The sequence below is a fragment of the Mesorhizobium sp. M0478 genome (assembly GCF_040321305.1).
Lineage (GTDB): Bacteria > Pseudomonadota > Alphaproteobacteria > Rhizobiales > Rhizobiaceae > Mesorhizobium.
Genome location: NZ_JAMYRH010000005.1, coordinates 1 through 23,479 on the forward strand (window position 1 = coordinate 1; position 23,479 = coordinate 23,479).

Annotated in this window: 19 protein-coding genes and 1 tRNA gene; 7 read left to right on the forward strand and 13 right to left on the reverse strand. The window is 64.1% G+C overall.

Annotation, left to right across the window (positions count from 1 at the left end):
* Window positions 1–112: 112 nt before the first annotated feature.
* Window positions 113–189, reverse strand: a tRNA-Pro gene (locus NKI64_RS13575).
* 200 nt (window positions 190–389) lie between these two features.
* Here NKI64_RS13575 and NKI64_RS13580 point away from each other — a divergent pair.
* Together NKI64_RS13580 and NKI64_RS13585 are read left to right on the forward strand one after the other, a co-directional pair.
* Window positions 390–1,910 (forward strand): phosphomannomutase/phosphoglucomutase, encoded by a 1,521-nt coding sequence (locus NKI64_RS13580; RefSeq protein WP_023698153.1) that lies wholly within the window; start codon window positions 390–392, stop codon window positions 1,908–1,910.
* A gap of 11 nt (window positions 1,911–1,921) precedes the next feature.
* Window positions 1,922–4,159 carry a mannose-1-phosphate guanylyltransferase/mannose-6-phosphate isomerase gene (locus tag NKI64_RS13585; protein ID WP_352668387.1) on the forward strand — a complete coding sequence of 746 codons (2,238 nt, stop codon included), beginning with the start codon at window positions 1,922–1,924 and terminating at the stop codon, window positions 4,157–4,159.
* A 190-nt stretch (window positions 4,160–4,349) separates the two neighbouring features.
* On the opposite strand, the gene betB is transcribed toward NKI64_RS13585, so the two are convergent.
* Genes betB through betI form a run of 5 tightly spaced genes read right to left on the reverse strand, consistent with a single transcriptional unit; the run spans window position 4,350 to window position 10,650 of the window.
* Entirely contained in the window at window positions 4,350–5,813 is a 1,464-nt protein-coding gene (gene betB, locus NKI64_RS13590; RefSeq protein ID WP_023670741.1) for a betaine-aldehyde dehydrogenase, read from the reverse strand.
* Between the two features lie 51 nt (window positions 5,814–5,864).
* On the reverse strand, window positions 5,865–7,517 hold the full coding sequence (gene betA, locus NKI64_RS13595; RefSeq protein ID WP_023692768.1) for a choline dehydrogenase: 1,653 nt from the start codon (window positions 7,515–7,517) through the stop codon (window positions 5,865–5,867).
* Between the two features lie 3 nt (window positions 7,518–7,520).
* Entirely contained in the window at window positions 7,521–8,525 is a 1,005-nt protein-coding gene (locus tag NKI64_RS13600; RefSeq protein ID WP_023687208.1) for a threonine/serine dehydratase family protein, read from the reverse strand.
* Window positions 8,522–10,051, reverse strand: a complete 1,530-nt coding sequence (gene betC / locus NKI64_RS13605) for a choline-sulfatase (protein WP_023687209.1) — start codon at window positions 10,049–10,051, stop codon at window positions 8,522–8,524. The genes NKI64_RS13600 and betC overlap by 4 nt, the downstream gene beginning before the upstream one ends.
* 8 nt (window positions 10,052–10,059) lie before the next feature.
* Window positions 10,060–10,650: a choline-binding transcriptional repressor BetI gene (gene betI / locus NKI64_RS13610; protein ID WP_023692769.1), complete on the reverse strand. Its 591-nt coding sequence runs from the start codon at window positions 10,648–10,650 to the stop codon at window positions 10,060–10,062.
* A 199-nt stretch (window positions 10,651–10,849) separates the two neighbouring features.
* Here betI and NKI64_RS13615 point away from each other — a divergent pair, with 199 nt between their 5' ends.
* Both NKI64_RS13615 and NKI64_RS13620 read left to right on the forward strand, forming a co-directional pair.
* Window positions 10,850–12,016, forward strand: coding sequence for an acetyl-CoA acetyltransferase (locus NKI64_RS13615; RefSeq protein ID WP_023684567.1), 1,167 nt, complete (start codon window positions 10,850–10,852; stop codon window positions 12,014–12,016).
* Between the two features lie 28 nt (window positions 12,017–12,044).
* On the forward strand, window positions 12,045–13,049 hold the full coding sequence (locus tag NKI64_RS13620; protein ID WP_023702222.1) for an asparaginase: 1,005 nt from the start codon (window positions 12,045–12,047) through the stop codon (window positions 13,047–13,049).
* Here the strand turns inward: NKI64_RS13620 and NKI64_RS13625 are convergent.
* Window positions 13,042–14,397 carry a TIGR03808 family TAT-translocated repetitive protein gene (locus tag NKI64_RS13625; protein ID WP_023749711.1) on the reverse strand — a complete coding sequence of 452 codons (1,356 nt, stop codon included), beginning with the start codon at window positions 14,395–14,397 and terminating at the stop codon, window positions 13,042–13,044. The genes NKI64_RS13620 and NKI64_RS13625 overlap by 8 nt on opposite strands.
* A gap of 138 nt (window positions 14,398–14,535) precedes the next feature.
* Between NKI64_RS13625 and greA the strand changes: the two genes are divergently transcribed.
* Window positions 14,536–15,009 (forward strand): transcription elongation factor GreA, encoded by a 474-nt coding sequence (greA, locus tag NKI64_RS13630; protein WP_023702220.1) that lies wholly within the window; start codon window positions 14,536–14,538, stop codon window positions 15,007–15,009.
* Window positions 15,010–15,021: 12 nt separating this feature from the next.
* Here greA and NKI64_RS13635 read toward each other — a convergent pair whose 3' ends face one another.
* The 3 genes from NKI64_RS13635 to NKI64_RS13645 form a co-directional block, all read right to left on the reverse strand.
* On the reverse strand, window positions 15,022–15,252 hold the full coding sequence (locus NKI64_RS13635) for an AbrB/MazE/SpoVT family DNA-binding domain-containing protein (RefSeq protein ID WP_352668391.1): 231 nt from the start codon (window positions 15,250–15,252) through the stop codon (window positions 15,022–15,024).
* Between the two features lie 64 nt (window positions 15,253–15,316).
* Window positions 15,317–17,437: a methylmalonyl-CoA mutase gene (gene scpA / locus NKI64_RS13640; protein WP_352668394.1), complete on the reverse strand. Its 2,121-nt coding sequence runs from the start codon at window positions 17,435–17,437 to the stop codon at window positions 15,317–15,319.
* Window positions 17,434–18,876 carry a methylmalonyl-CoA mutase subunit beta gene (locus tag NKI64_RS13645; RefSeq protein ID WP_023709822.1) on the reverse strand — a complete coding sequence of 481 codons (1,443 nt, stop codon included), beginning with the start codon at window positions 18,874–18,876 and terminating at the stop codon, window positions 17,434–17,436. The genes scpA and NKI64_RS13645 overlap by 4 nt, the downstream gene beginning before the upstream one ends.
* Before the next feature lie 349 nt (window positions 18,877–19,225).
* Here NKI64_RS13645 and NKI64_RS13650 point away from each other — a divergent pair, with 349 nt between their 5' ends.
* Both NKI64_RS13650 and NKI64_RS13655 read left to right on the forward strand, forming a co-directional pair.
* Window positions 19,226–20,770, forward strand: coding sequence for a helicase HerA-like C-terminal domain-containing protein (locus NKI64_RS13650; RefSeq protein WP_023705455.1), 1,545 nt, complete (start codon window positions 19,226–19,228; stop codon window positions 20,768–20,770).
* Between the two features lie 70 nt (window positions 20,771–20,840).
* Window positions 20,841–21,710 (forward strand): aldose 1-epimerase, encoded by an 870-nt coding sequence (locus tag NKI64_RS13655; protein WP_023705454.1) that lies wholly within the window; start codon window positions 20,841–20,843, stop codon window positions 21,708–21,710.
* Between the two features lie 4 nt (window positions 21,711–21,714).
* On the opposite strand, the gene NKI64_RS13660 is transcribed toward NKI64_RS13655, so the two are convergent.
* Genes NKI64_RS13660 through NKI64_RS13670 form a run of 3 tightly spaced genes read right to left on the reverse strand, consistent with a single transcriptional unit; the run spans window position 21,715 to window position 23,472 of the window.
* Window positions 21,715–22,191 (reverse strand): DUF4189 domain-containing protein, encoded by a 477-nt coding sequence (locus NKI64_RS13660; protein ID WP_023687219.1) that lies wholly within the window; start codon window positions 22,189–22,191, stop codon window positions 21,715–21,717.
* Complete coding sequence (locus tag NKI64_RS13665; protein ID WP_023805727.1) at window positions 22,188–22,883, reverse strand: hypothetical protein; 696 nt, start codon at window positions 22,881–22,883, stop codon at window positions 22,188–22,190. The genes NKI64_RS13660 and NKI64_RS13665 overlap by 4 nt, the downstream gene beginning before the upstream one ends.
* Before the next feature lie 13 nt (window positions 22,884–22,896).
* Window positions 22,897–23,472 carry an invasion associated locus B family protein gene (locus NKI64_RS13670; RefSeq protein WP_023670757.1) on the reverse strand — a complete coding sequence of 192 codons (576 nt, stop codon included), beginning with the start codon at window positions 23,470–23,472 and terminating at the stop codon, window positions 22,897–22,899.
* Window positions 23,473–23,479 lie beyond the last annotated feature (7 nt).

Here is a 23,479-nt window from a genome sequence, read left to right on the forward strand (position 1 = left end):
GATGATGAGACATGCAGGCTCGAACCACTCCAAAACCCCTTCGGGCCAAAAGTGTTACCCATGTCTCCGATATAAACCGTAACCTATGTGTCCGGAATGGACCTGTTTTTTCTGGTCGGAGTGGCAGGATTTGAACCTGCGACCCCCTCGTCCCGAACGAGGTGCGCTACCAGGCTGCGCTACACTCCGTGACCAGACCGCGGGCTTATAGCTGCCGCATACCGTTCCTGCAAGCGGCAATGGCAGCGCTTCTGTCGCATTTCGTTGGCTTTCGTTGGGCATTGCCGCAAAGCTTGGCTTTCCCTCCCGGGATAAACCCGGCTTAAAGCCTTGTGTGCTAAGTCGCAGCCTCGATAGATCGTGTTTTCGCCATCTGGAGCTTTGCTGTCTTGCCCCTGAAAATCGTAGGCGACGCCCGGCCCAACAGCTTCGAATTCGAAACGGAAGCGCTGATCAAGGCGTCGGGATTTCGCGAGTACGATGCGCGCTGGTGGTTCGGTCACCCCGGCTCTGCGCAGCCGCCGGAGCTCAACCTGATCGGCGTCCAGGCGCTCGGCATGGGGCTGGGCACGTTGATTCGGCGTCTTGGCGCCGGGCCTGACATCGTCACCGGGCATGATTTCCGCTCCTATTCGCTTGCCATCAAGCTGGCGCTGGTTTCCGGCCTGATGGCTGCGGGCGCAAAGGTGAAAGACATTGGCCTGGCGCTGTCGCCCATGGCCTATTTCGCCCAGTTCGCGCTCGACGCGGCATCCGTCGCCATGGTCACGGCATCGCACAACGAGAATGGCTGGACCGGAGTCAAGATGGGTGCGGCGAGGCCGCTCACCTTCGGACCGGAGGAGATGAGCGCCCTGAAACAGATCGTGCTGTCGGGCGATTTCGATCTTGCCGGCGGTGGCTCCTACGAATTCGTCTCCGGTTTTCGCGAGACCTATCTCGACGATCTGGTGAGCGACAAGCGCATCGCGCGAAAGCTGAAAGTCGTGGCCGCTTGCGGCAACGGCACTGCCGGCGCCTTCGCGCCACAGGCGCTGGAGCGCATCGGTTGCGAGGTGATCCCGCTCGATGTCGAGCTCGACCACAGTTTTCCGCGCTATAACCCGAACCCGGAAGACATGCAGATGCTGCATGCCATCAGGGACAAAGTGCTGGAAACAGGTGCCCATGTCGGCCTGGGTTTCGATGGCGACGGCGACCGTTGCGGCGTGGTCGACAATGAGGGCAACGAGATTTTTGCCGACAAGGTCGGCGTCATGCTCGCGCGGGACATATCAACCCAATATCCCGGCTCGACCTTCGTCGTCGACGTCAAGTCGACCGGCCTGTTCAACACCGACAGCGTGCTCCAAGCCAATGGCGCCGTCACCGATTATTGGAAGACCGGTCATTCCTACATAAAGCGCCGCGTCGCCGAGCTTGGCGCCGTCGCCGGCTTCGAGAAGTCGGGCCATTTCTTCTTCAATTCCCCGATCGGCCGCGGCTATGATGACGGTCTCATCACGGCAATAGCCATATGTGAGATGCTCGTCCGCAACCCCACAAGTTCGATGGCCGATCTCTATCGCGCGCTGCCGCTGACCTTCGGCACGCCGACCATGTCGCCGCATTGCGCCGATGACGTGAAATACGGCGTGGTCGATCAGGTGGTGGCGGACTTCCAGGCGATGCAGCGCGCCGGCAAGGCTTTTGCCGGCCAGAAGATCGCTGACCTGATCACCGTCAACGGCGTGCGCATCGTGGCCGAAGATGGCACCTGGGGCTTGGTACGGGCGTCGTCGAACAAGCCGGAGCTTGTCGTGGTTGTCGAAAGCCCGGTATCGTCCGACCGCCGCCGGCAGATGTTCGAGGCCGTCGACGCCGTGCTGCGCCGCAGCCCCGAAGTCGGCGCTTACAACCAGACGTTCTGATTGGACCTTTCATGAGCGAGCGCATCGTCAGTTTTGTCATGAGCGGCGGTGTCGGCTCGCGCCTGTGGCCGCTGTCGCGCCAGGACAACCCGAAACAGTTCCACGATCTCTCCGGCGACGGCTCGATGCTGGCCAAGACACTGCGCCGGCTGACGGCGCGGCCGGAAGGTGAGACGCCGATCTTCCTGATCGCCGCCGAGCGCCATGCCGAGCGTGTCCATGCCGACCTTGCCGGCCTCGACCTCGCCGGCGGTGGCCCGCTGTTCGAGCCGACCGGGCGCAACACGGCTGCCGCCGTGGCGCTGGCCGCGTTGCGCACATTGTCGGAGTTCGGCGACAGCCTGGTGCTGGTGGTGCCGTCAGACCATGAAATCGCCACGCCCAAGCAGTTCTGGCAGAGCGTCGAGGCGGGCAGCCAGGCAGCGCTTGCCGGCCGTCTGGTGGTGTTCGGCATCAAGCCGGCGCAGCCCGAGACCGGCTATGGGTATATCGAAGTCGCAGCCGAAAGCGGCGGCGTCTTCGACGTGTCGCGCTTCGTCGAAAAGCCCGACCTCGCCACTGCGCAGAGCTATCTCAGTGCGGGCACCTTCTACTGGAACACCGGCATTTTCCTGTTTCGCGCCGGCGCCATGCGCGACGCCTTCGCCACCTTCCAACCCGACATCTGGCAGGCCACCGAAACCGCCTACAAGGCGGCAACGAGCGACCTGTCCGGCCTCTATATGCCGCTCGACCTCTACGCCGCCATCCCGTCGAACTCGATCGACTACGCCATCATGGAACGGGCCAAGGACATCGCGATGGTGCCGGCCGGCTTCCGCTGGAACGACCTCGGCTCCTGGCAGTCGCTGCTTGATGTCGGCCCTGCCGACGCCAAGGGCAATGTCGTCGTCGGCGATGTCGTCGCCATCGATTGCGAGAACTCCTACATCCGCAGCGACGGCCGGCTTTTGTCGGCGATCGGCATGAAGGATGTCGCCATCGTCTCGACCGCGGACGCCACCTTCGTTGCCCCGGTCAGTCACAGCCAGCACGTCAAGAAGATCGTCGAGCAGCTGGAGAAATCGGGACGGCTGGAAACCAGGTTTACGCCGGCACACGACCGCGTCATCGAGAGCGGCGCCTGGCGTCGGCGCGTGCATCACTGGCTGTTCGAGGAGACCTTGCCGCTTTGGTCGACTTCAGGCGTCGATGAGCGTCATGGCGGCTTCCACGAGGCGCTCGGCTTCCACGGCGAGGCGCTGTTGAAGCCCAAGCGCATGCGCACGACGGCGAGGCAAGTCTACGCCTTCGCCGTTGCCAAGGCCCGCGGCTGGGACGGTCCAGCCGATCGCCTGATCTCCCATGGCATCGCCTTCATGGCCGGCAAGGGCCGCACGGACCGGGGCGGCTGGGTGCGCACGCTCAATGTCGACGGCTCCGTCGCCGACCCAACCGAGGATGCCTACGACCATTCCTGCGTGCTGCTGGCGCTGGCGCATGCGCATATGTGCGGCAATCCGGATGCGCTGCGGCTGGGCCAGGAGACCTTCGTGTTCCTCGACGCGCATCTCGAGGACAGCCGCATGACCGGTTTCCTCGAGACGTCGGACGGGGAGGGCGAGCGGCGCTCCAACCCGCATATGCATCTGCTCGAGGCCTTCCTCGCCTGGTATGAGGCGACCGGCGACCGCACCTATCTGCGCCGCGCCGCGCGCATCATCGACCTTTTCCGCAGTCATTTCTTCGATGCCGAGAGCTGGACGCTGGGCGAATATTTCGACGCCGGGTGGAAGCCGGCCGCCGGCGAGAAGGGCACATGGACCGAGCCCGGCCATCATTTCGAATGGGCCTCGCTGCTCACCGATTTCGTCGCCCGCAGCGGCCAGGGCGAGTTGAGCAATTTTGCCCGCAAGCTCTACGCCTCGGCCATCGCCAACGGCCTCAACCGCGCCACCGGCCTTGCCTACGGTGCGGTCTCCCGGCAGGGCCTGCCGCTCGACCTCGTATCGCGCAGCTGGCCGCAGGCGGAAGCGATCAAGGCGGCGATTGCGCTGGATGGCTCGGGCGGTCCCGACCTCAAGCCCGAAATCGAGGCGCGCGTCGGCCGGCTATTCCGCTGGCACATCGACCCGGCGCCGCTCGGCCTGTGGATCGACCGCATCGACGAACGCGGCCGCTCCTTGGCATCGGACGTGCCGGCCAGCATCTTCTATCATCTGGTCTGCGCGCTGACGCAGTATCTTGATGGGACAGCGCAGAAGGGGTGAAGCGTTGGAGCTGCCAATCTCCCCCCTTGCGGGGGAGATGCCTGGCAAGGCAGAGGGGGGTGCTGTCCCGCCGACGTCTCAGCTACTCGAAGATCAGACCAAAGGTTGGCGATCCGTCACACCCCCCTCTGGCCTGCCGGCCATCTCCCCCGCAAGGGGGGAGATCAGCTGTCACTTCGCTTTCAATGCCTCAATACGGGCTCGCTACATCCCCGGTCTCGACATACACCGCCTTCAGCTGCGAATAGAGCGCTAAAGCCGCCAGCGAGTTCTCGCGCCCGATGCCGGATTGCTTCACCCCGCCAAACGGAATTTCCACCGGCGTCAGATTGTAGGCGTTTATCCAGCAGGTGCCGGCCTGCAGTTCGGCGATCACCCTATGGGCGCGCTGCAGGTCGCGGGTGAAGACGCCGGCGGCGAGGCCGAATTCGGTGTCGTTGGCGCGGTCGATCACCTCGTCCTCGCCGTCGAACTTCAGCACGCTCATCACCGGCCCGAAAATCTCCTCGCGCGCAATGCGCATCGTATCGGTGACACCGGTGAACACCGTCGGCTCGACAAAGAAGCCGCCATCGAACCCTTGCAGCGACGGCACGTTGCCACCGCAGGCGAGCGTTGCTCCATCCTGCCTGCCGGCCGCGATGTAGGAAACGACCTTCTCCTGCTGCGCCTTGTTGACCAGCGGCCCCATCTGCGTCTCAGGATCGAGCGGATCGCCGATGCGGATCTTTTTCGTCCGCTCGACCAGCCGGTCGACGAAGCGGTCATGGATGCCGCTTTGTACGAAAACACGCGTGCCGTTGGAGCAGATCTGCCCGGTCGAATAGAAATTGCCGAGCATGGCGCCGCCGATGGCGTTTTCGAGATCGGCATCGTCGAACACGATCAGCGGCGACTTGCCGCCGAGTTCCATCGTCGCATGCTTCATCTTCGAACCGGCGAGCGACAGCACCTTGCGGCCGGTCGGCACCGAGCCGGTCACCGAAACCTTGGCAACGACATCGTGGCCGACGAGGCCGGCGCCGACATCGCCATAGCCTTGCACGACGTTGAACAGCCCGTCGGGCAGGCCCGCCTCTGAGTAGATCTCGGCCAGCGCCAGCGCCGACAGCGGCGTGTTTTCCGAAGGCTTGAATACCATGGCGTTGCCCATGGCGAGCGCGGGGGCGGATTTCCAGCCGGCGATCTGGATCGGATAGTTCCAGGCGCCGATGCCGACGCACACACCGAGCGCCTCGCGGCGCGTATAGGCAAAAGGTCCACCAAGATCGATCGCATCGCCGTTGAAGGCGGCAACCGCGCCGCCGAAATATTCGAGGCAGTCGGCGGCCGATAGTGCATCCGCCACCAGCGTCTCCTGGATCGCTTTGCCGGTGTCGAGCGTCTCGATCCGCGCCAGATCGGCGTTGCGCGCGCGCAAAATGTCGGCGGCGCGGCGCAGGATGCGGCCACGCTCGACCGGCTTCATCCGCGCCCAGGCCGGTTGTGCGGCCCGCGCGGCTTCGATGGCGAGCTCCAGCACGTTCGGAGTCGCCGAATGCAAGGTGGCGATGACCTCACCGGTCGCCGGATAGATCACCGGCAGCGGCGCGCCGCCTTCGTCCTCGATGTAGCGGCCGTTGACATAGTGCGATGCCGTTGGCTGGGCGCGCATGCTGTTCTCCAGATGTATTCGCTATTGCGGAGCAGTCCGCCGGACAATGCCCTATCGATCCGCCACCTGCCAGCGCGGATTGATCCAGGGTTCCTGGTTGGACGGCGCCAGTGGCGTGCGGCCGAGAATGTGGTCGGAGGCCTTCTCGCCGGTCATGATCGACGGCGCGTTGAGGTTGCCGTTGGTCACCCGCGGGAAGATCGAGGAGTCGGCGACGCGCAGGCCGTCGACGCCGATGACCCGGCACTCCGGATCGACCACGCTCATGATGTCGTCGGCGCGGCCCATCTTGCAAGTGCCGCACGGGTGGTAGGCACTCTCGGCATGATCGCGGATGAAGGCGTCGAGATCCTCGTCCGACTGGACGTGCGAACCCGGCGAGATTTCCTTGCCGCGAAAGCCGTCAAAAGCCTTCTGGCCGAAGATCTCGCGGGTCAGCCGGATGCAGTGGCGGAACTCGGTCCAGTCGTCTGGATGCGACATGTAGTTGAAGCGGATGACCGGCGTCGCTTTCGGGTCGGGCGAGCGCAGCGTCACCGAACCGCGCGACTTCGACCGCATCGGCCCGACATGCGCCTGGAAGCCATGCGCCTTCGCCGCCGCCTTGCCGTCATAGCGCACCGCCGCCGGGATGAAGTGGTACTGGATATCGGGGTAGTCGACACCGGCCTGCGAGCGTACGAAGGCCGCGGCCTCGAAATGGTTGGTGGCGCCGAGGCCGGTCTTGAAGAACAGCCACTGCGCCCCGATCAGCGTCTTGGAGAATGGGTTGAGAACCGAATTCAGCGTGATCGGCTGGGTCGATTCCTGCTGGATGTAGAGCTCCATATGATCCTGCAGATTGCGGCCGACACCGGGCCGGTCGGCCACGACCTGGATGCCGTTCTCCGTGAGATGCGCGGCCGGGCCGATACCGGATAGCATCAGGATCTTGGGCGAATTGATCGACGATGCGGCGACGATCACCTCACGTCGTGCCTTAACGACCTGAATCTGTTTGTGAGCTTCGATCTCGACTCCGACGGCACGCTGATTCTCGATGATCACCCGGCGGGCGAAGCCTCTGATCACGCTGACATTTTGCCGCTTGAGCGCCGGCTTCAGATAGGCCGACGCAGCCGACCAGCGGCGGCCGCCGCGAATGGTTTGCTCCATCGGTCCGAAGCCTTCCTGCTTCCAGCCATTGTAGTCGTCGGTCAGTTCGAACCCGGCTTGGCGGCCGGCCTCGACAAAGGCGCCGTAGAGCGGATTCTTGCGCGGGCCACGCTGGACGTGCAGCGGGCCGCCGTGGCCGCGCCAGCCGTCCTCGCCGCCGTCACTGTCCTCCATGCGCTTGAAATAGGGCAGCACGTCGGCGAAGCCCCAGCCGGCCGCCCCCTGTTCGGCCCAGTGGTCGAAGTCGCGTGCGTGGCCCCTGACATAGACCATGCCGTTGATCGAGGACGAGCCGCCGATCACCTTGCCGCGTGGCGTCGCCAGCACGCGGCCGCCGAGATGCGGCTCCGGTTCGCTGGCAAAGCCCCAGTCGTAAAGGCTCATGTTGAGCGGGATCGACAGCGCCGACGGCATCTGGATCAGCGGCCCGATATCGGTACCGCCGAACTCGATGACGATCACCGAATGCTTGCCGTCTTCCGACAGTCGGTAGGCCATGGCCGAGCCGGCCGAGCCGGAGCCGATGATGACGAAGTCTGCTTCAAGCATGGTTCACATGCGCCCATCGTTCATATGCGAAATAAAATCGGCGAGCGAGACATTGCCGCCGGTAGCCATGACCAGGACCGTTTTACCCGTCACATCCACCTTGCCGCCGAGAAGCGCCGCCAGAGAGGCGGCGCCCGATGGCTCGAGCACCAGCTTCATCCGTTCGAAGGCGATCTTCATCGCTCGCCTAACCGATTGGTCGTCGACGGTGATGCCGCGCACGCCAGCGGTCTTGACCGCCGCGAACGGCGCGTCGCCCGGCCGCCGCGACATCAGCCCGTCGCAGATCGATTTCGGCGCGATCGGCATGGTCTCGATGGCGCCATGCGCTAGCGATGCACCCATGCCGTTGAAGCCTTCCGGCTCGACGCCGATGATCTCGGTTGCCGGCGACAGATAGTGGAAGGCGAGCGAGATGCCGCCGATCAGTCCGCCGCCGCCGACCGAGCAGAACAGAAGGTCGGCACTGGCGTCCTTTGCCTCGAATTGTTCGAGCGCTTCGAGCCCGGCGCCGGCCTGGCCGGCAACGATCTCCGGATCGTCGAATGGATGCAGCAACGCCAGCCCTTCGGTCTCGGCAATCTCGCAGGCCTTGGCGGCTGCGACCTCTTCACGGGCGCGCTCGCCATGATCGGTCAGCACGACGCGCGCGCCATAGCCTGTGGTCGCATCGCGCTTGGCGGCCGGCGCGTCGATCGGCATGACGATGGTGACGGGAATGCCGAGCGCCTGGCCGGCAGCCGCCAACCCTTGCGCGAAATTGCCGGAGGAGTAGGCGACGACGCCTTTTATGGCCTCATCCGGCGACAGCCGCTTCAACCGCCAATAGGCCCCGCGCACCTTGAACGAGCCGGCCCATTGCAGTGATTCCGGCTTGATAAAGACGCGGGCCGCACCCGTCTCCTTGGCCAAGGCTGTCGATTCCAGCAAAGGCGTGATCTGCGTCGCCTTCGACGTCACGGCATAGGCCTGTCTGAGGTGCTCGAGGGAGGGGACAATTGTCATCATTCGCCTCGCGGAAAGCGTTTCTGTTCCTCGAGATTGTCGAGGTTCATGTGGTTGCGCATGTAGCGTTCCGACGCCTTCTGCAGCGGTTGGAACTCCCAGGGGTAATGCGTGCCGTTGCGTAGCGCCGGATAGACCACCCAGCGCCGCGCCTGGCTGGTACGCACGGCGGCGTCGAAGGCGGCCATGTCCCAGCGCGCTCGTACGGCTCCCGTGAAGGCCGCCACCAGATCGGCATGCGTCGGATCGGTGGCAAGATTGGTGAGTTCTTGCGGATCGGCTTCGAGATCGAACAGAAGCGGCGGATCGATCTCGCAATGGATGAATTTATAGCGGCCGTCGCGGATCGCCACCAACGGCGCGTTGGAGCCTTCGGCGGCATACTCCATCAGAACTGGAGCATCGCGTTTCGTGCCCTCGAGCAGCGGCAGCAGCGACTGGCCGTCGGTCCACGGCGCGATCGCCGAGATGTCGATGCCGGCGAGATCGCACAATGTCGGCGTCACGTCGAGATTGGAAACCGGCGCGTCGATCAGCCCCGCGGCAACGCCCTTGCCGGCGATCATCAGCGGCACCCGTGCCGAGCCCTCGAAAAAGTTCATCTTGAACCACAGGCCGCGCTCGCCAAGCATATCGCCATGGTCGGAGCAGAACAGGATGACCGTGTCGTCCAGCATGCGCGTACGTTCCAGCACTGACATCAACTCGCCGACCTTGTCGTCGAGATAGGAGATGTTGGCGTAGTAGCCGCGCCGCGAGCGGCGGATCTGCTCCGGCGTGATGTTGAAACTGTCGTAGTCGCTGGCGCGGTAAAGCCGCTGCGAATGCGGGTCCTGATCGGCATAGGGGATGAATCCCACCTCCGGTTCGAGCGCCGGACAATCTTCATAGAGATCCCAATATTGCCGCCGTGCGACATAGGGGTCGTGCGGGTGGGTGAAGGAAACCGTCAGGCACCAGGGCCGGCTGGCCGCATCGTCGGAGGTGCGGGCAAGGTCGTAGAGTTTTTGCACCGCGTGGAAGGCGACCTCGTCGTCATACTCCATCTGGTTGGTGATCTCGGCGACGCCGGCGCCGGTCACCGAGCCCAGATTGTGATACCACCAGTCGATGCGTTCGCCGGGCTTGCGGTAGTCCGGCGTCCAGCCGAAATCGGCGGGATAGATATCGGTGGTCAACCGCTCTTCGAAACCATGCAACTGGTCGGGGCCGACGAAATGCATCTTGCCCGACAGGCAGGTGTAATAGCCGGCGGCGCGCAGATGGTGAGCATAGGTCGGAATTGAGGAGGCGAACTCAGCGGCGTTGTCGTAGACTTGGGTGCGCGACGGCAATTGGCCGCTCATGAAGGCGGCGCGCCCCGGCGCGCAAAGCGGCGAGGGCGTATAATTGTTCCGGAAACGTGCCGCGCGCGCGGCCAGCTCCTTGAGATGCGGCGCGTGCAGGAAGTCCGCCGGTCCGTTCGGAAACAGCGTGCCGTTGAGCTGATCGACCATGACGATCAGGATGTTGGGTCGCCTTTGTGTCACTGAGGCTGTCACTGTGTCTGTCGCCCGCCGAGTTTGGTTTCCAGATAGTCCTCGACCAGCGCAATCGCGGTCGCCGCGTCCGGCACGCCGTCCTTCAGCGCCCGCCTGATGTAGAGCCCGTCGATCATCGCCGCGGTCGCTTCCGCCGCGCGGTCGGCTTCGTGCCTGGCCAAGATGCCGGTCAGCCCGCTCATTAGGTTGGAATGCAGCCGCCGCGCATAGACCCTGAGCAGCCGGCGCAAGGCCGATGATTTCTGCGCCTCGACATAGAAGGCGAGCCAGGCCGCGATGGTTTCCGGCTGGAACTGGATGTCGGAGAAGTTGACGGCCACCACGGCCGAAACACGTTCGCGCGGCGAGCCGGCGGATTGCAGCGCGCGCCGCATGTCGATCGTCAGCTCGGCCAGAATATGCCTCATCGTCGCCAGCAGCAGCTCATCCTTGGCGCCGAAATAGTGGTGAGCCAATGCTGACGACACACCGGCGCGCCCCGCTATCTCCGACATGGTCACGTCAAGCGAGCCGCGCTCGCCGATCGCCGAGATCGTCGCGTCGATGAGCGCCTTGCGGCGCAACGGTTCCATTCCGACTTTAGGCATGATGTTCCCGGCTTTTGCGGCGGAGATTATTTTTTATTGACGCGTCAATCAACAAAAAACGATCCGATTGGAACCTGCACCAAGCGATTGTCGGCTTGCGGCCCTTTTCGATGCGGGCGGGATTGTTTATATTTGAACAATAAAGGCGAAGTGCGCCATTTGCCCACATGTTAGGCTGGCGCCAAGGATGGAGACCGCCATGACCGCATGCATCGTTGGCTGGGCGCATTCGCGCTTCGGCAAGCTGGAAGGCGAGACGCTGGAAGGCCTGATCACCAAGGTCGCGGTCGACGCGCTCGACCATGCCGGCATCGGCCCGGATGAGGTCGACGAGATCGTGCTCGGCCACTTCAATGCCGGCTTTTCCCCACAGGATTTTACCGCCAGCCTCGTGTTGCAGGCCGACGACCGACTGCGCTTCAAGCCGGCGACGCGGGTCGAGAATGCTTGCGCCACCGGTTCGGCCGCGGTCCGGCAAGGCATCCGCGCCATCGACGCAAACGCTGCCCGCATCGTGCTGGTGGTCGGTGCCGAGCAGATGACGACGACCCCCGGCCCCGAGATCGGCAAGAACCTGCTCAAGGCTTCCTATCTGCCGGAGGAGGGCGACACGCCGGCCGGTTTCGCTGGCGTCTTCGGCAAGATCGCGCAGGCCTATTTCCAGCGTTATGGCGACCAGTCCGACGCGCTGGCGATGATCGCCGCCAAGAACCACAAGAACGGCGTCAACAATCCGTATGCGCAGATGCGCAAGGATTTCGGCTACGAGTTCTGCCGCCAGGAAAGCGAGAAAAACCCGTTCGTGGCCGGTCCGCTGAAGCGCACGGACTGTTCGCTGGTCTCCGACGGTGCTGCCGCCCTTGTGCTGACCGACACCTCGACGGCGTTGATGATGCGCCGCGCCGTCGCCTTCCGCGCCAACGAGCATGTCCAGGATTTCCTGCCGATGTCGAAGCGCGACATCCTGTCTTTCGAAGGCTGCGAGCAGGCCTGGAACCAGGCTTTGAAGAAGGCCGGCGTGACGCTCGACGACCTCTCCTTCGTCGAGACGCATGACTGCTTCACCATTGCCGAACTGATCGAATATGAGGCGATGGGCCTGGCCAAGCCGGGCGAGGGCGCCAGGCTGGCGCTAGACGGCACGACGGCAAAGGACGGCAGGCTGCCGGTCAATCCTTCGGGCGGGCTGAAGGCCAAGGGCCATCCGATCGGCGCCACCGGTGTGTCGATGCATGTGCTGACCGCCATGCAGTTGACCGGCGAGGCAGGCGGCATCCAGGTGCCGGGGGCAACGCTCGGCGGCATCTTCAACATGGGTGGCGCTGCCGTTGCCAACTACGTTTCAATCCTCGACCGGATCAGGTAGAAGCGGCCCGTATTTTTGGGGCGTGGTGATGACAAATCCGGTTCTGGTCGAGGTCTTGCGCGGCGCGATCGTCGAGAGCGCCCATCGCGGCGCTGTCGCAATCTTCGACGGTGACGGCAAGCCTGTCCTGGAGATCGGCCATACGGCGCGGCCGGTGTTTCCGCGCTCGGCGGTCAAGGCGATCCAGGCGCTGCCGCTGGTTGAAACGGGTGCTGCCGATGCGTACGGCTTCGGCGACCGCGAACTGGCGCTGGCCTGCGCTTCGCATTCGGGCGAACCCGCGCATGTCGAACTGGCGCAGGCGATGCTGGCCAAGGCCGGGCTCGACAAGTCGGCGCTGGAATGCGGCGCGCATTGGCCGTCGAGCCACGACGCGACGATCGCACTGGCCCGCACAGGCGTCTCGCCGAACGCACTGCACAACAATTGCTCGGGCAAGCATTCCGGATTTCTCTGCACCTGCGTGCACTCGGGGATTGCCCACCAAGGCTACGTCAAGGCAGGCCATGGTTTGCAGGAGATGGTGCGCGACGCCATGCAGGCGGTGACCGGCGCTGCCCACGATGCGGATCACCGGGCAACCGATGGCTGCTCGATCCCCACCTATGCCGTGCCGCTGAAAAGTTTTGCCCTTGGCTTTGCCCGCATGGCGACGGGCACGAGCTTTGGCCCTGAGCGTGCCAAGGCGGCCAAACGCCTGCTGTCTGCCTGCATGGCCGAGCCTTTCCTGGTCGCCGGCACCGGCAAGGCCGATGTGGCGCTGATGCAGGCCGCGCCCGGCCGCATATTCGTCAAGACGGGCGCCGAGGGTGTCTATTGCGCCGCCGTTCCGGAGCTTGGCCTCGGCATCGCGCTAAAATGTGATGACGGCGCCGGCCGCGCCGCCGAGGTGATGATTGCCGCTGTGCTGGCAAAACTTCTCAGCGCCGACGGCGCACTGGAGGCGAACCTTCTGGAGCGGGCCAATCCGCCGATCGAAAGCCGCATCGGCGCCAAGGTCGGCTCGCTGCGGCCGACGACGGCGCTCAGCTGACCCTGTTTCGCTCAACCGTCAGATGCGCATAGCCGCTTACGCTTGACCGCGCGAGGTCGCCGGTCGCCGGTTCGGCCCAGCGCTGGCCGATGATGGCGCCGTTCTTGGCGCCGTCGATGACGTTGTCGGAAATGATGGCGTTTCCAGCGCCTTCTACCACAGTGACGGCGATGCCGGTTCCGGCCTGACGGATGATGTTTCCCGTCGCCACAACATTGCGCATATAAGCGCCCCAGCCGATCTGCATGCCGTAGAGCGGCGCGTTCTCGATGACATTGCCCGAGACGGTGGTGTCGGCCTCGACGCTGATACCGACGCCGAAGCCCGGCGCGTCGGCGGGGTAGGGGCCGGTGGCCGAGAGGTTGCGCACGATGTTGTTCGAGCAGACACCCATACGGCCGCCGTCGTTGAAATTGACGATCGAGATGCCGTTAGCGGCACCATCGACGATGTTGTTGCCGATGATGGCGCCTTCGAAGGAGAATTCGGAATAGAGCGCCGTTTCGCCCGACCGCGAGCACGTGTTGCCGGTCATCTGCAGATTGCTGGAACTGTTGGCGCGGATCGCCGAGAAGGCGCAGTCCGAGACGAAGTTGCCGGTGAGCGAGACATTGCCGGCACGGAAGGCGTTGATGCCATTGCCGTTCTGCCCGGTGCCGCCGCCGCGCGCGCCGATCCGCTGCACGCGGTTGCCGCTGACCATCGTGCCGTCCTCGGCCTGCTGCCAGCGATGGACAAGAATGCCGCCATTGCCGCAGTCGGATACGGTGTTGTCGGATATCGCCAGGCCAGCGGCCTCGACGGAGTAGATGCCGGCGTCCGCAGCCCCCGAAATCTCGGAGCGCTCGATGCGGCCCGACGCATGCTCCAGCGCCAGCCCATGCTTGCCGCTGCCGGTGATCGTGCAATTGTCGATGACGAGATGGGCGACGCGGCGCAGGTCGAGCAGGCCTTGGGCATCGTCGGCCAACTCGCCGTTGGCGCCGTCGAAGACCAATGCGGTGAACTCTATATGCTCGGCCTGTTCGGCCGTCAGCAAATGGCCATTGCCGCCATAGAGGATGCGCGAGGCGCCCGGCACGCCCGAAAGCCTGACGCGGGCGGGCAGGGTCAGGTTGGACACGACATAGGTGCCCGGCGGCAGGAACACCGGCGCGTTGCGGTCGCTGGCCTCGGCTAGCATCCTGGCGAAGGCCTTGCTCTGGTCGTCCGGTGCGTCCGGCTCCACGCCAAGCTCGGCGGCGTTGATCGAGCCGCGCACCGCCGTTTTCGCCAAGGCGTTGCCCACCGAAAGGCCGAGCACGGCAAAGCCGGCCGTCCCCTTCAGAAGCGTTCGTCTGTTCAACATCGGCACATCCCTTGCGATCATCCGGCTGATCGCAGGAATTGGGCCAGCCGCATCGGTCTCCGCTCGGCCATAGTCCGGCCAATGACCGGGTCCGGCAAGTGGCTTGTGCAGTCACGGAAGCGGGCCTAAGTTTATCCGATGAGCAGAGCTTTTACCCGCGAGGAAGACAGCGAAAACGCCATTGCCGGCATCGGCGAGCGGCCGATCAGCCAACACCGCAATCTGGTGACGGAGCGCGGCCTGGCGATGATCGAGGACAATCTGGCCGATCTGCGCGACATTTTGGCGAAAGCCGAGCGAAAAGCCGATCGCGAGCGCATTGCCGTTGTCTCGCGCGACCTGCGCTACTGGACAGCGCGCCGCGAAAGCGCCGAGCTTTCCGTGCCGGAACCGGGCAGCGACCAGGTGCGCTTCGGCATGGGTGTCACGCTGGAAGGCGATGACGGCAAGAGAGTGCACTGGAAGATAGTCGGCGAGGACGAGGCCGACCCCTCAAAGGGCAGCATCTCACACGTCTCGCCAATGGCCGTGGCGCTGTTCGGCAAGAAGGTCGGCGACGTCGCAAGCGTCAACGGCAAAGAATGGGAAATCCTCAAGCTGTCGGACGCCTGACGCCAGCTCACCCTATTTGCACAGCCAGCTTTCGCAACGCGGGCTCATACTTGGCCATGACATCGCGAGCAGCACGTATTTGCGTTCGACGTCGTCACACGGCACCGGCCTTAGGATGATGCCGTCGTCGGTTTCGATGATCTGGAGTTCATCGCCCACTTGCAGGCTCAAGCTGTCGAGCGTTTCCCGCGGCAGGATTACAACGCCCGATCCGTCCTCAAGTCCGTGAATGATGGTGTTCATAGCTATACCATAGGTTGCGCCCGATATTGCAACGCAACTTTGATAAGCAGTGCAACTGTTTCAATCAGCCCGCCAGCAGCCGGTCCAGCAACCGATCCGCAGCCTCCGGGATAACCGTCCCTGGCGGGAAGATTTCCGCGGCACCCGCTTCCAGCACTGCGCCGTAATCCTGCGGCGGGATGACGCCGCCGGCGACGATCAGCATGTCGCTGCGGCCGAGCTTCTTCAGCGCGTCGCGTAGTTCGGGGATCAGCGTCAGGTGCCCCGCCGCCAGCGATGAGGCGCCGATGACATGGACGTCCTGCGCCACCGCCAGCCTGGCGATCTCGTCGGGTGTCTGGAACATCGCGCCGACCGTCACGTCGAAGCCGAGATCGGCGAAGGCCGTGGCGATCACCTTCTGGCCACGGTCGTGGCCGTCCTGTCCCATCTTTGCGACCAGGATGCGCGGCTTGCCGCCGGACTTCTTCTCGAAAGCTTCGAGCTTCTCCAGCAATCGGTCGACCGTCAGATTGTCGCCAAGCGCATTGCGATAAACGCCGGAGATCGTTTGCACCGAGGCGACGTGACGGCCAAAGACCTTTTCGAGCGCCAGCGAGATCTCGCCGACCGTGGCATTGGCGCGCGCGGCGCGGATGGCAAATTCCAGCAGGTTTTCGTTACCCTGCGCAGCGCGGGTCAGCGCATCGAGCGCGCTCTCGACCGCGCCGACATTGCGCGTGCCTTTCAGGTTCTGCAGCTTCGACAATTGCCGGGCCTTGACCTCGGCATTGTCGATCTTCAGCACGTCGACGTCGATTTCGTTCTCGGGGCGATGCGCGTTTACGCCAACCAGTATCTGCTCGCCGGAATCGATACGCGCCTGCGTGCGCGCCGCCGCTTCCTCGATGCGAAGTTTTGGAATGCCCTGTTCGGTTGCTGACGCCATGCCGCCAAGCGCCTCGACCTCTTCGATATGGGCGAGCGCACGCGCCGCCAGATCGTGCGTCAGCCGTTCGATATAGGCCGAGCCGCCCCACGGATCGATGATGCAGGTGGTGCCGGATTCCTTCTGCAGGATCAACTGCGTGTTGCGGGCGATGCGCGCCGAGTGGTCGGTCGGCAGCGCCATCGCCTCGTCGAAGGAGTTGGTGTGCAGCGACTGGGTATGTCCCTGCGTCGCCGCCATCGCCTCGATCATGGTGCGGGTGATGTTGTTGTAGGGGTCCTGCGCCGTCAGCGACCAGCCGGAGGTCTGGCAATGGGTGCGCAGCGACAGCGAGCGTTCGTCGTTCGGTGCAAAATTCTTCTGCATCAGGGTCGCCCACAACAGGCGCGCCGCGCGGAGCTTGGCGATCTCCATGAAGAAGTTCATGCCGATCGCCCAGAAGAAGGAAAGCCGCGGGGCGAAACGGTCGATGTCGAGCCCGGCGGCGACGCCGGCGCGGGCATATTCGATGCCGTCGGCGATGGTGTAGGCGAGCTCCAGGTCCGCGGTCGCGCCGGCCTCCTGCATGTGATAGCCGGAGATCGAGATCGAATTGAACTTCGGCATGTGCTGGGAGGTATAGGAGAAGATGTCAGACACGATCCGCATCGAGGGCTTCGGCGGATAGATGTAGGTGTTGCGGACCATGAACTCCTTCAGAATGTCGTTCTGAATGGTGCCGGCGAGATCCTTCTGAGCAACGCCCTGTTCTTCGGCCGCGACGATATAGAGCGCCATGATCGGCAGCACCGCGCCGTTCATGGTCATCGACACCGTCATCTCGCCCAGCGGAATGCCGTCGAACAATTGCCGCATGTCGAGGATGGAATCGATGGCCACGCCCGCCATGCCGACATCGCCGGCAACGCGCGGATGGTCGCTGTCATAGCCGCGATGGGTGGGCAGATCGAAAGCGACCGAAAGGCCCTTTTGGCCGGCGGCGAGATTGCGCCGGTAGAAGGCGTTGGATTCCTCGGCCGTCGAGAAGCCGGCATATTGCCGGATCGTCCACGGCTGCTGGACATACATGGTCGGGTAGGGACCGCGCACGAAGGGCGGCATTCCCGGATAGGTGTCGAGATGCGGCAGCCCCTTGAGATCGCCCTGGCTGTAGAGATGCTTGACGGCAATACCTTCCGGCGTCAGCCGCTGGCCCTTGACCTCGACCGGCGCGCGCCGTGGCGCCGACCAGCCAATGTGGCTGAAATCCGGGATCACTGTGCGGCTCCGATTGCCTGGTCGATGCGGACCGGAAACAGCGCCTCGCACACCGCCACGCCCTCTGTGAAAGGCGGCCGCCGCTCAGCCGCCAGCGTCTCGACCGGGGCATCGTTTTTCAGCGGGTAAAGCGTGGTGCCGATGATTGCCCGTTCACCCGACCGGTAGGCCTCGGCGCGGCGCTCGGATGCTGCCTTGACGCGCTTCTGGATATGCCCTTGCTGCAGGCTTGCCAGAACGCCGCCTTCCGCTTCGATCCGCTGGAACTCTTCCCACGCCGCTTCGCACAGGCCCAGGGTCAGCGCCTCGACTGCGCCCGACCCAAATGCTGGGTCGGCGACATGGTCGATATGGCTTTCATTGGCCATGATCAACTGCGCATTGCGGGCGATGCGGCGGGCAAAGCCGGCCGGCAGCCCGAGGGCGACGGTGTGTGGCAGGATGGAGATCGAGTCCGCGCCGCCTGCTGCCGCTGCAAAGCTGGCGATGGTGGTGCGCAGGATGTTGGTTTCGGGATCCGCCGCCGTCATCATGCGGAACGACGTCTCGGCATGGATGTTGGCTGTCGATGCCGGGATGGAACAGGTTTCCTGGATGCGCGCCCACAGCCTGCGCAAGGCCCGGACCTTGGCCATCGACAGGAACTGGTCCTGGTCGACGCTCAGCGCAAAGCCGATATGGGGAGCGGCATAGACAAGCGGCTGGCGCGCATCCTCGAACATCCTGAGGTATGACACGGCGGAAGCGAGCATGGTGCCGAGTTCCTGCGCTTCCGTGGCGCCGGCATTGTGGAACACCCGCCCGTCGGCCTCCAGCAGCACACCCGGCACGCCCAGCGAGAAGAAATGCGCCAGCGATTGCGGCATCGATGCCTGCAACGCCTCGATCGACATGCGCAGCCGGCCGGTTCCGGCAAAGATTGCCGCCGGGTCGATGCCGAAGGAGAGGTTCAGCTTTGCCGGGTCGGAGCGGCGCTTGCTCAGGAACGCCACCAGCCAGTCGGCGACGGCACGGCTCCAGGGATGGGCGTCGATGCGGATCTGCGTGCGGTTGAGCGGTACGCCATCCAGCACCGTTTCCAGCGCCTGCGCCGTCCTTGGCAGGCCATAGCCGAACGCATTCGGAGCACCCTCGAAGACAAGCGACAATCCCGTCGCGCCTTGTGCCACATCGTCCAGGGCCTGCGCCTTGGCGCGGCCGATATCGGGATCGTCAATGCGCTGGCTGACGATCCAGGGCAATTTGGGGTTGGCGCGCACAAGCGGCTCGGCGCCGGCGGCGCGATCGTAGAGCGGTTCGATGCGAATCTGATCGTCGGTATGCGAGACCAGTTTTTCCTCGAAGGAGGCGCCGGCGAGCGCCTTTTCGGCCAAGGCCAGCCAACGCTGGCGCTCGACGTCAGCGGGTTCGATGCTCCTGGTCAAGGCTCCGGCGCCCATCCATGTTCCTCGTTTTTATGCGGCCGCACCAGCGTCAGCCGTCCAGTCTACGGTTCCCTGCCAGATATCGCAATGCAATGCGCTTGCGCGGTTGGGATTCGCTTCCCTGACATAGGGCAGCCTGCGTGGACGAACCATGGAACGATTGCCAAACAGCGGCAAAATCCGCAAGTTCCAAAAACCGATTTGGAGGATTGGTTCAATTTAGACGATTGGCCCAATCTGGATGAATAGCCAACTGGATGGATAGCCCAATTGGAGAATAGCATTGTCGCTGCGCAATGGCCTGACTATACCCTGCGGCACGGCCACAGGCTTTTAACACATCAGTTTGCGGAGACATGGTCATATGGCTGACGACACCAGCATTTTCCTCGGCGCCAGCCGCAAGCCCGACGACAGCTATCAGCGCGCCGAACAGCTCTTGCTGCAATATGGGAACCGCCATGGCCTGATCACCGGCGCCACCGGCACCGGCAAGACAGTCAGCCTGCAGATCCTGGCCGAGGGGTTTTCCAATGCCGGCGTGCCTGTGTTCTGCGCCGATATCAAGGGCGACCTGTCCGGCATTGCCATGATGGGCAAGGCGCAGGATTTCCTGGTCAAGCGGGCCGAGCAGGTCAAGCTCGACCCTTACGACTTCCAGGAATTCCCGGTCATCTTCTGGGACCTGTTCGGCGAGCAGGGCCATCCGATCCGCGCCACCGTCTCGGAAATGGGGCCGCTGCTTCTGTCGCGGCTGATGAACCTCTCCGAAGCGCAGGAAGGCATCATGAACATCGCCTTCCGCATCGCCGATGAGGATGGCCTGCTGCTGCTCGACATGAAGGATCTGCAAGCACTGCTGGCCAACATCGCAGCGCGCGCCGACGAGATCAGCTCGCGCTACGGCAATGTCACCAAGCCGTCGGTCGGCGCAATCCAGCGCACGCTTCTGGTGCTGGAACAGCAGGGCGCGGCGCATTTCTTCGGCGAACCGGCTTTGCGCATCGCCGACATCATGCGCACCACTCGCGACGGTCGTGGCGCCATCAGCGTGCTTGCCGCCGACAGATTGATGATGAACCCCAGGCTCTACGCCACCTTCCTGCTCTGGCTGATGTCGGAGCTGTTCGAGGAATTGCCCGAGGTCGGCGATCCCGACAGGCCGAAGCTGGTGTTCTTCTTCGACGAGGCGCATCTGCTTTTCGACGAGGCGCCGAAGGTGCTGATCGACCGCGTTGAGCAGGTGGTTCGCTTGATCCGCTCCAAGGGCGTCGGCGTCTATTTCGTTACGCAGAACCCCTTGGATATCCCTGAAAAGGTTCTCGCCCAGCTCGGCAACCGTGTGCAGCACGCGCTGCGCGCCTATACGCCGCGTGAGCAGCAGGCGGTCAAGACCGCCGCCGACACCTTCCGGCCCAATCCCGATTTCGACTGCGCCACCGCCATCACCCAGCTCGGCACCGGCGAGGCGCTGGTCTCGACGCTGGAGGTCAAGGGCGTGCCGTCCATGGTGCAGCGGACATTGATCCGGCCGCCGTCGTCCAGGCTTGGCCCGATCACGGCGGACGAGCGCCGCAAGCTGATCGACCAGAGCCCGGTCGCCGGCCAGTACGACCAGACCATCGACCGCGAATCGGCCTTCGAGATGCTGCAGAAGAAAGCCAGGGATGCGCAGGACGAGCAGGCGCAGCAGGCCGACACTGGCCGCTCGCGCTGGACCATTCCGGGCTTCGGCAATGACGATCCGCCGCCGCAGCAATCAGGCGGTCGCCGGGCCCCTGCACCACGGCCGTCCAACCGCCAGACGGTGGCCGAAGCCGCGATCAAAGCTGTCGTGCGCTCGGTCGGCTCGTCGGTCGGCCGCGCGATCGTGCGCGGGATTCTGGGCAGCCTGTCCAGGGGGCGGTAAAAGTGTCGGCCAGCCCACCTCGGACATGATCAGCGGCCAGAACATCGCCATCGACGGCGGTTGGTAAGGGATGGCCGGCCTCCTGGAACTGCGCGACGACCGCGCCCGTCTGGTCCTGGCGCCGCAAAAGGGCGCGGCGATCGCCCGCTTCGATGCACTGGTCTGCGGCGCAACGGTGCCGCTGCTCCGCCCCGACGATGGCACCGGCGCCTCCGGCTGCCAGCTTCTGGTTCCCTGGTCGAACCGCATCTCAGGCGGCGGTTTCGCCTTCGACGGCCGCTTCCATGCGATCGAGCCGAACGTGCCGGGGGAGGCCTTTCCAATCCATGGCGACGGCTTCCAGAGGGAGTGGCGGATTGCCAGCCACAGCGCCACCGAGGCAGAACTGGTCCTCGACGCCGGTGAAATCGGCCCCTACCGATATACGGCGCGGGTCGCCTATGCGCTGCATGACGGGGCCTTGGATGCCACGCTCACGGTGGAGAATCGCACCGGCATTCGCCTGCCTTACGGGCTCGGCTTTCATCCGTGGTTCCCGCGCAGCGCCGGAACGACGCTCGAGGCGAAGGCGGCGCGGGTCTGGCTGGAGGACAAGCATCATCTGCCGGTCGGCGTGGCGCCGGTGGCCGATTACCCCGCGTGGAATTTCTCGAACGCCTCCCTGTTGCCGCGAAGCTGGGTCAACAACGCCTTCGACGGCTGGGACCGCCGCGCCAGGATCACCCGGCCCGAGGACAGGATCGCCATCTCGCTCACCGCCTCGCCATTGCTCGACGTCTTCATCCTCTATTCGCCGTCGCAGGATGCCGATTTCTTCTGCTTCGAGCCGGTGTCGCATACCGTCGATGCGCATCACGGCAAAGGGCTGACCCCGCTTGAGCACGGCGCTACGCTGAGTGCAAACATGCGCCTCGATTGGCGTTCCGCTGCTTCGCTCTGATGCGTCATGTGCACACCCACTCGCGGATCTTGCATTTTTGTCCGTTCCGCTCGCACGCCTGCAGTGTCAGGTCTTCGGCATCCCGGCGTGTTTGCGCCGTCTCGGCGCCCCAACTGGTCAGCCGCCCTTCCGGCTTCTCGCCTACGGCGAGGGCGCCGCAATGCTTGTAGGGAAAGCCGGTATTGTCGTCATCGTCCCAATGGCGATGATTGCGGAATACGCTGACCACGGCGCAGCTGCCGCCGCCGGCGTTCTGGCAATGCTTCAGCGCGATGTCCATCGCCTCCTGCCGCTTGTCGGCGCCCCAAAAGAAGCCGTGCTTCTCGTCGGGGCTCGAATAGGCGATCGCCGCCCAGATGCCTCTCTCCTCCTGGGCCGGCGGCTCGGGCACGTCCGCCGCCGGGGCTAGGTCCGCCGCGCCCAGCCGCCCGGCGCAAAGCAACAGCATGCCGATCGCCGCAATGGCGGAATTCACCCTCATTGTACGCCTCCGTGTTTACCTGCTGCCGAGGCCACGGAAATGACGACGCAGCTGTTGCCGGTTGGCAGCAGCATCGCGTTGCCCCCTCCATTGGCCAGTTCATAGACGCTGATTTGTCCAAGATTGTTGGCGAGCTTGCTGTCTTTCGGAAGCAGGGCCGGAACATCGGCGCAATTGGCCGCGAATGGCGCCACCCTGACCATCGTACCTTCGCAAACGGATGCGGTGGGTGCCGCGAACACCAGACCTGCCGCCGGGCCGCTGTAGCCCTGTGTAGCGTAGTTCATGCCGACCAAGGCTTCCACGAGGTGTTTGTCGGGGGCCTCGTTGTTCCAGATCGACTGGACGCTGTACGTCGTGCCGGTCGTCAGCATCTGCCCAAGGGCTGGGAAAATGTTGGAACAAGACTGCAAGCCTGCCTCTTTGGCGTGTTGCAGAAATGGCGTCTCGGCCAGGGCCGGATTGGGCTGGTTGGTCTCCGCGACCGCCGGCTGCGGCAGTAAATTGTGGAGCAGGTCGTAGCGCATGGCCGCGAAGCCGGCCGTGGCGACGACGGCAATGGCGAGCAACGAGAAGACAGCGGTCCTCGCGCGGTTTCGTTGCGGTCTGCTCCGGTCTTCGATGCCGACCCGGACAGCATCCTTTCCCTGGTTGCGGGACATTATCCGGTCATGGATCGATTGCTGGTTCATCGCGATTGCCTCGTCAATTGATCGCCGCAACGGCCGCGGCCAAGCCCTTGAGGGTCGCGGTTACGTTGATCGTCCTGCCATCCGTGGTCGGGAAGGAGATGACGGATGCCGCGGCCTTCGAAATCTGTTCGCGCATGATCGGACCAACCGGCAGCATGCCGACGCAGACGGCCTGATTGCATCCGTCGAGTTGAATTTTTATCGGCTCCTTGCGCCCCTCGAATGTCAGCGAGACAGGAGCGTCGCTCTTGGCGATCGGCGGGGCGCGCAAGATCATGTAGGGGTTGCCTTCCTTGGTGGCGGCAAGCGACCAGCTGAACGCAACCTGTCCTGCCTGGTCCTCGATGATCTGGGTGACATTGCAGACCTTTTGGCGCGCCTTCAGGTTCTCGTCGCAGATCAGCGTCCAGTTCTCGAACGGACGGGTGGTCCGTTGATATTCGCCAAGCTTCGCATCCGCAGGGATCGCTACGTCGGAAGGTTTTACCCTGTAGCCGGAAGGGATTGCTTCCTGCCCGGCCGCTAACGGGCCGGACAGGAGCATTGACGTCATGGATATCGCGACAGCAAGGACTGCCTGCCTGATCATGGCCGGG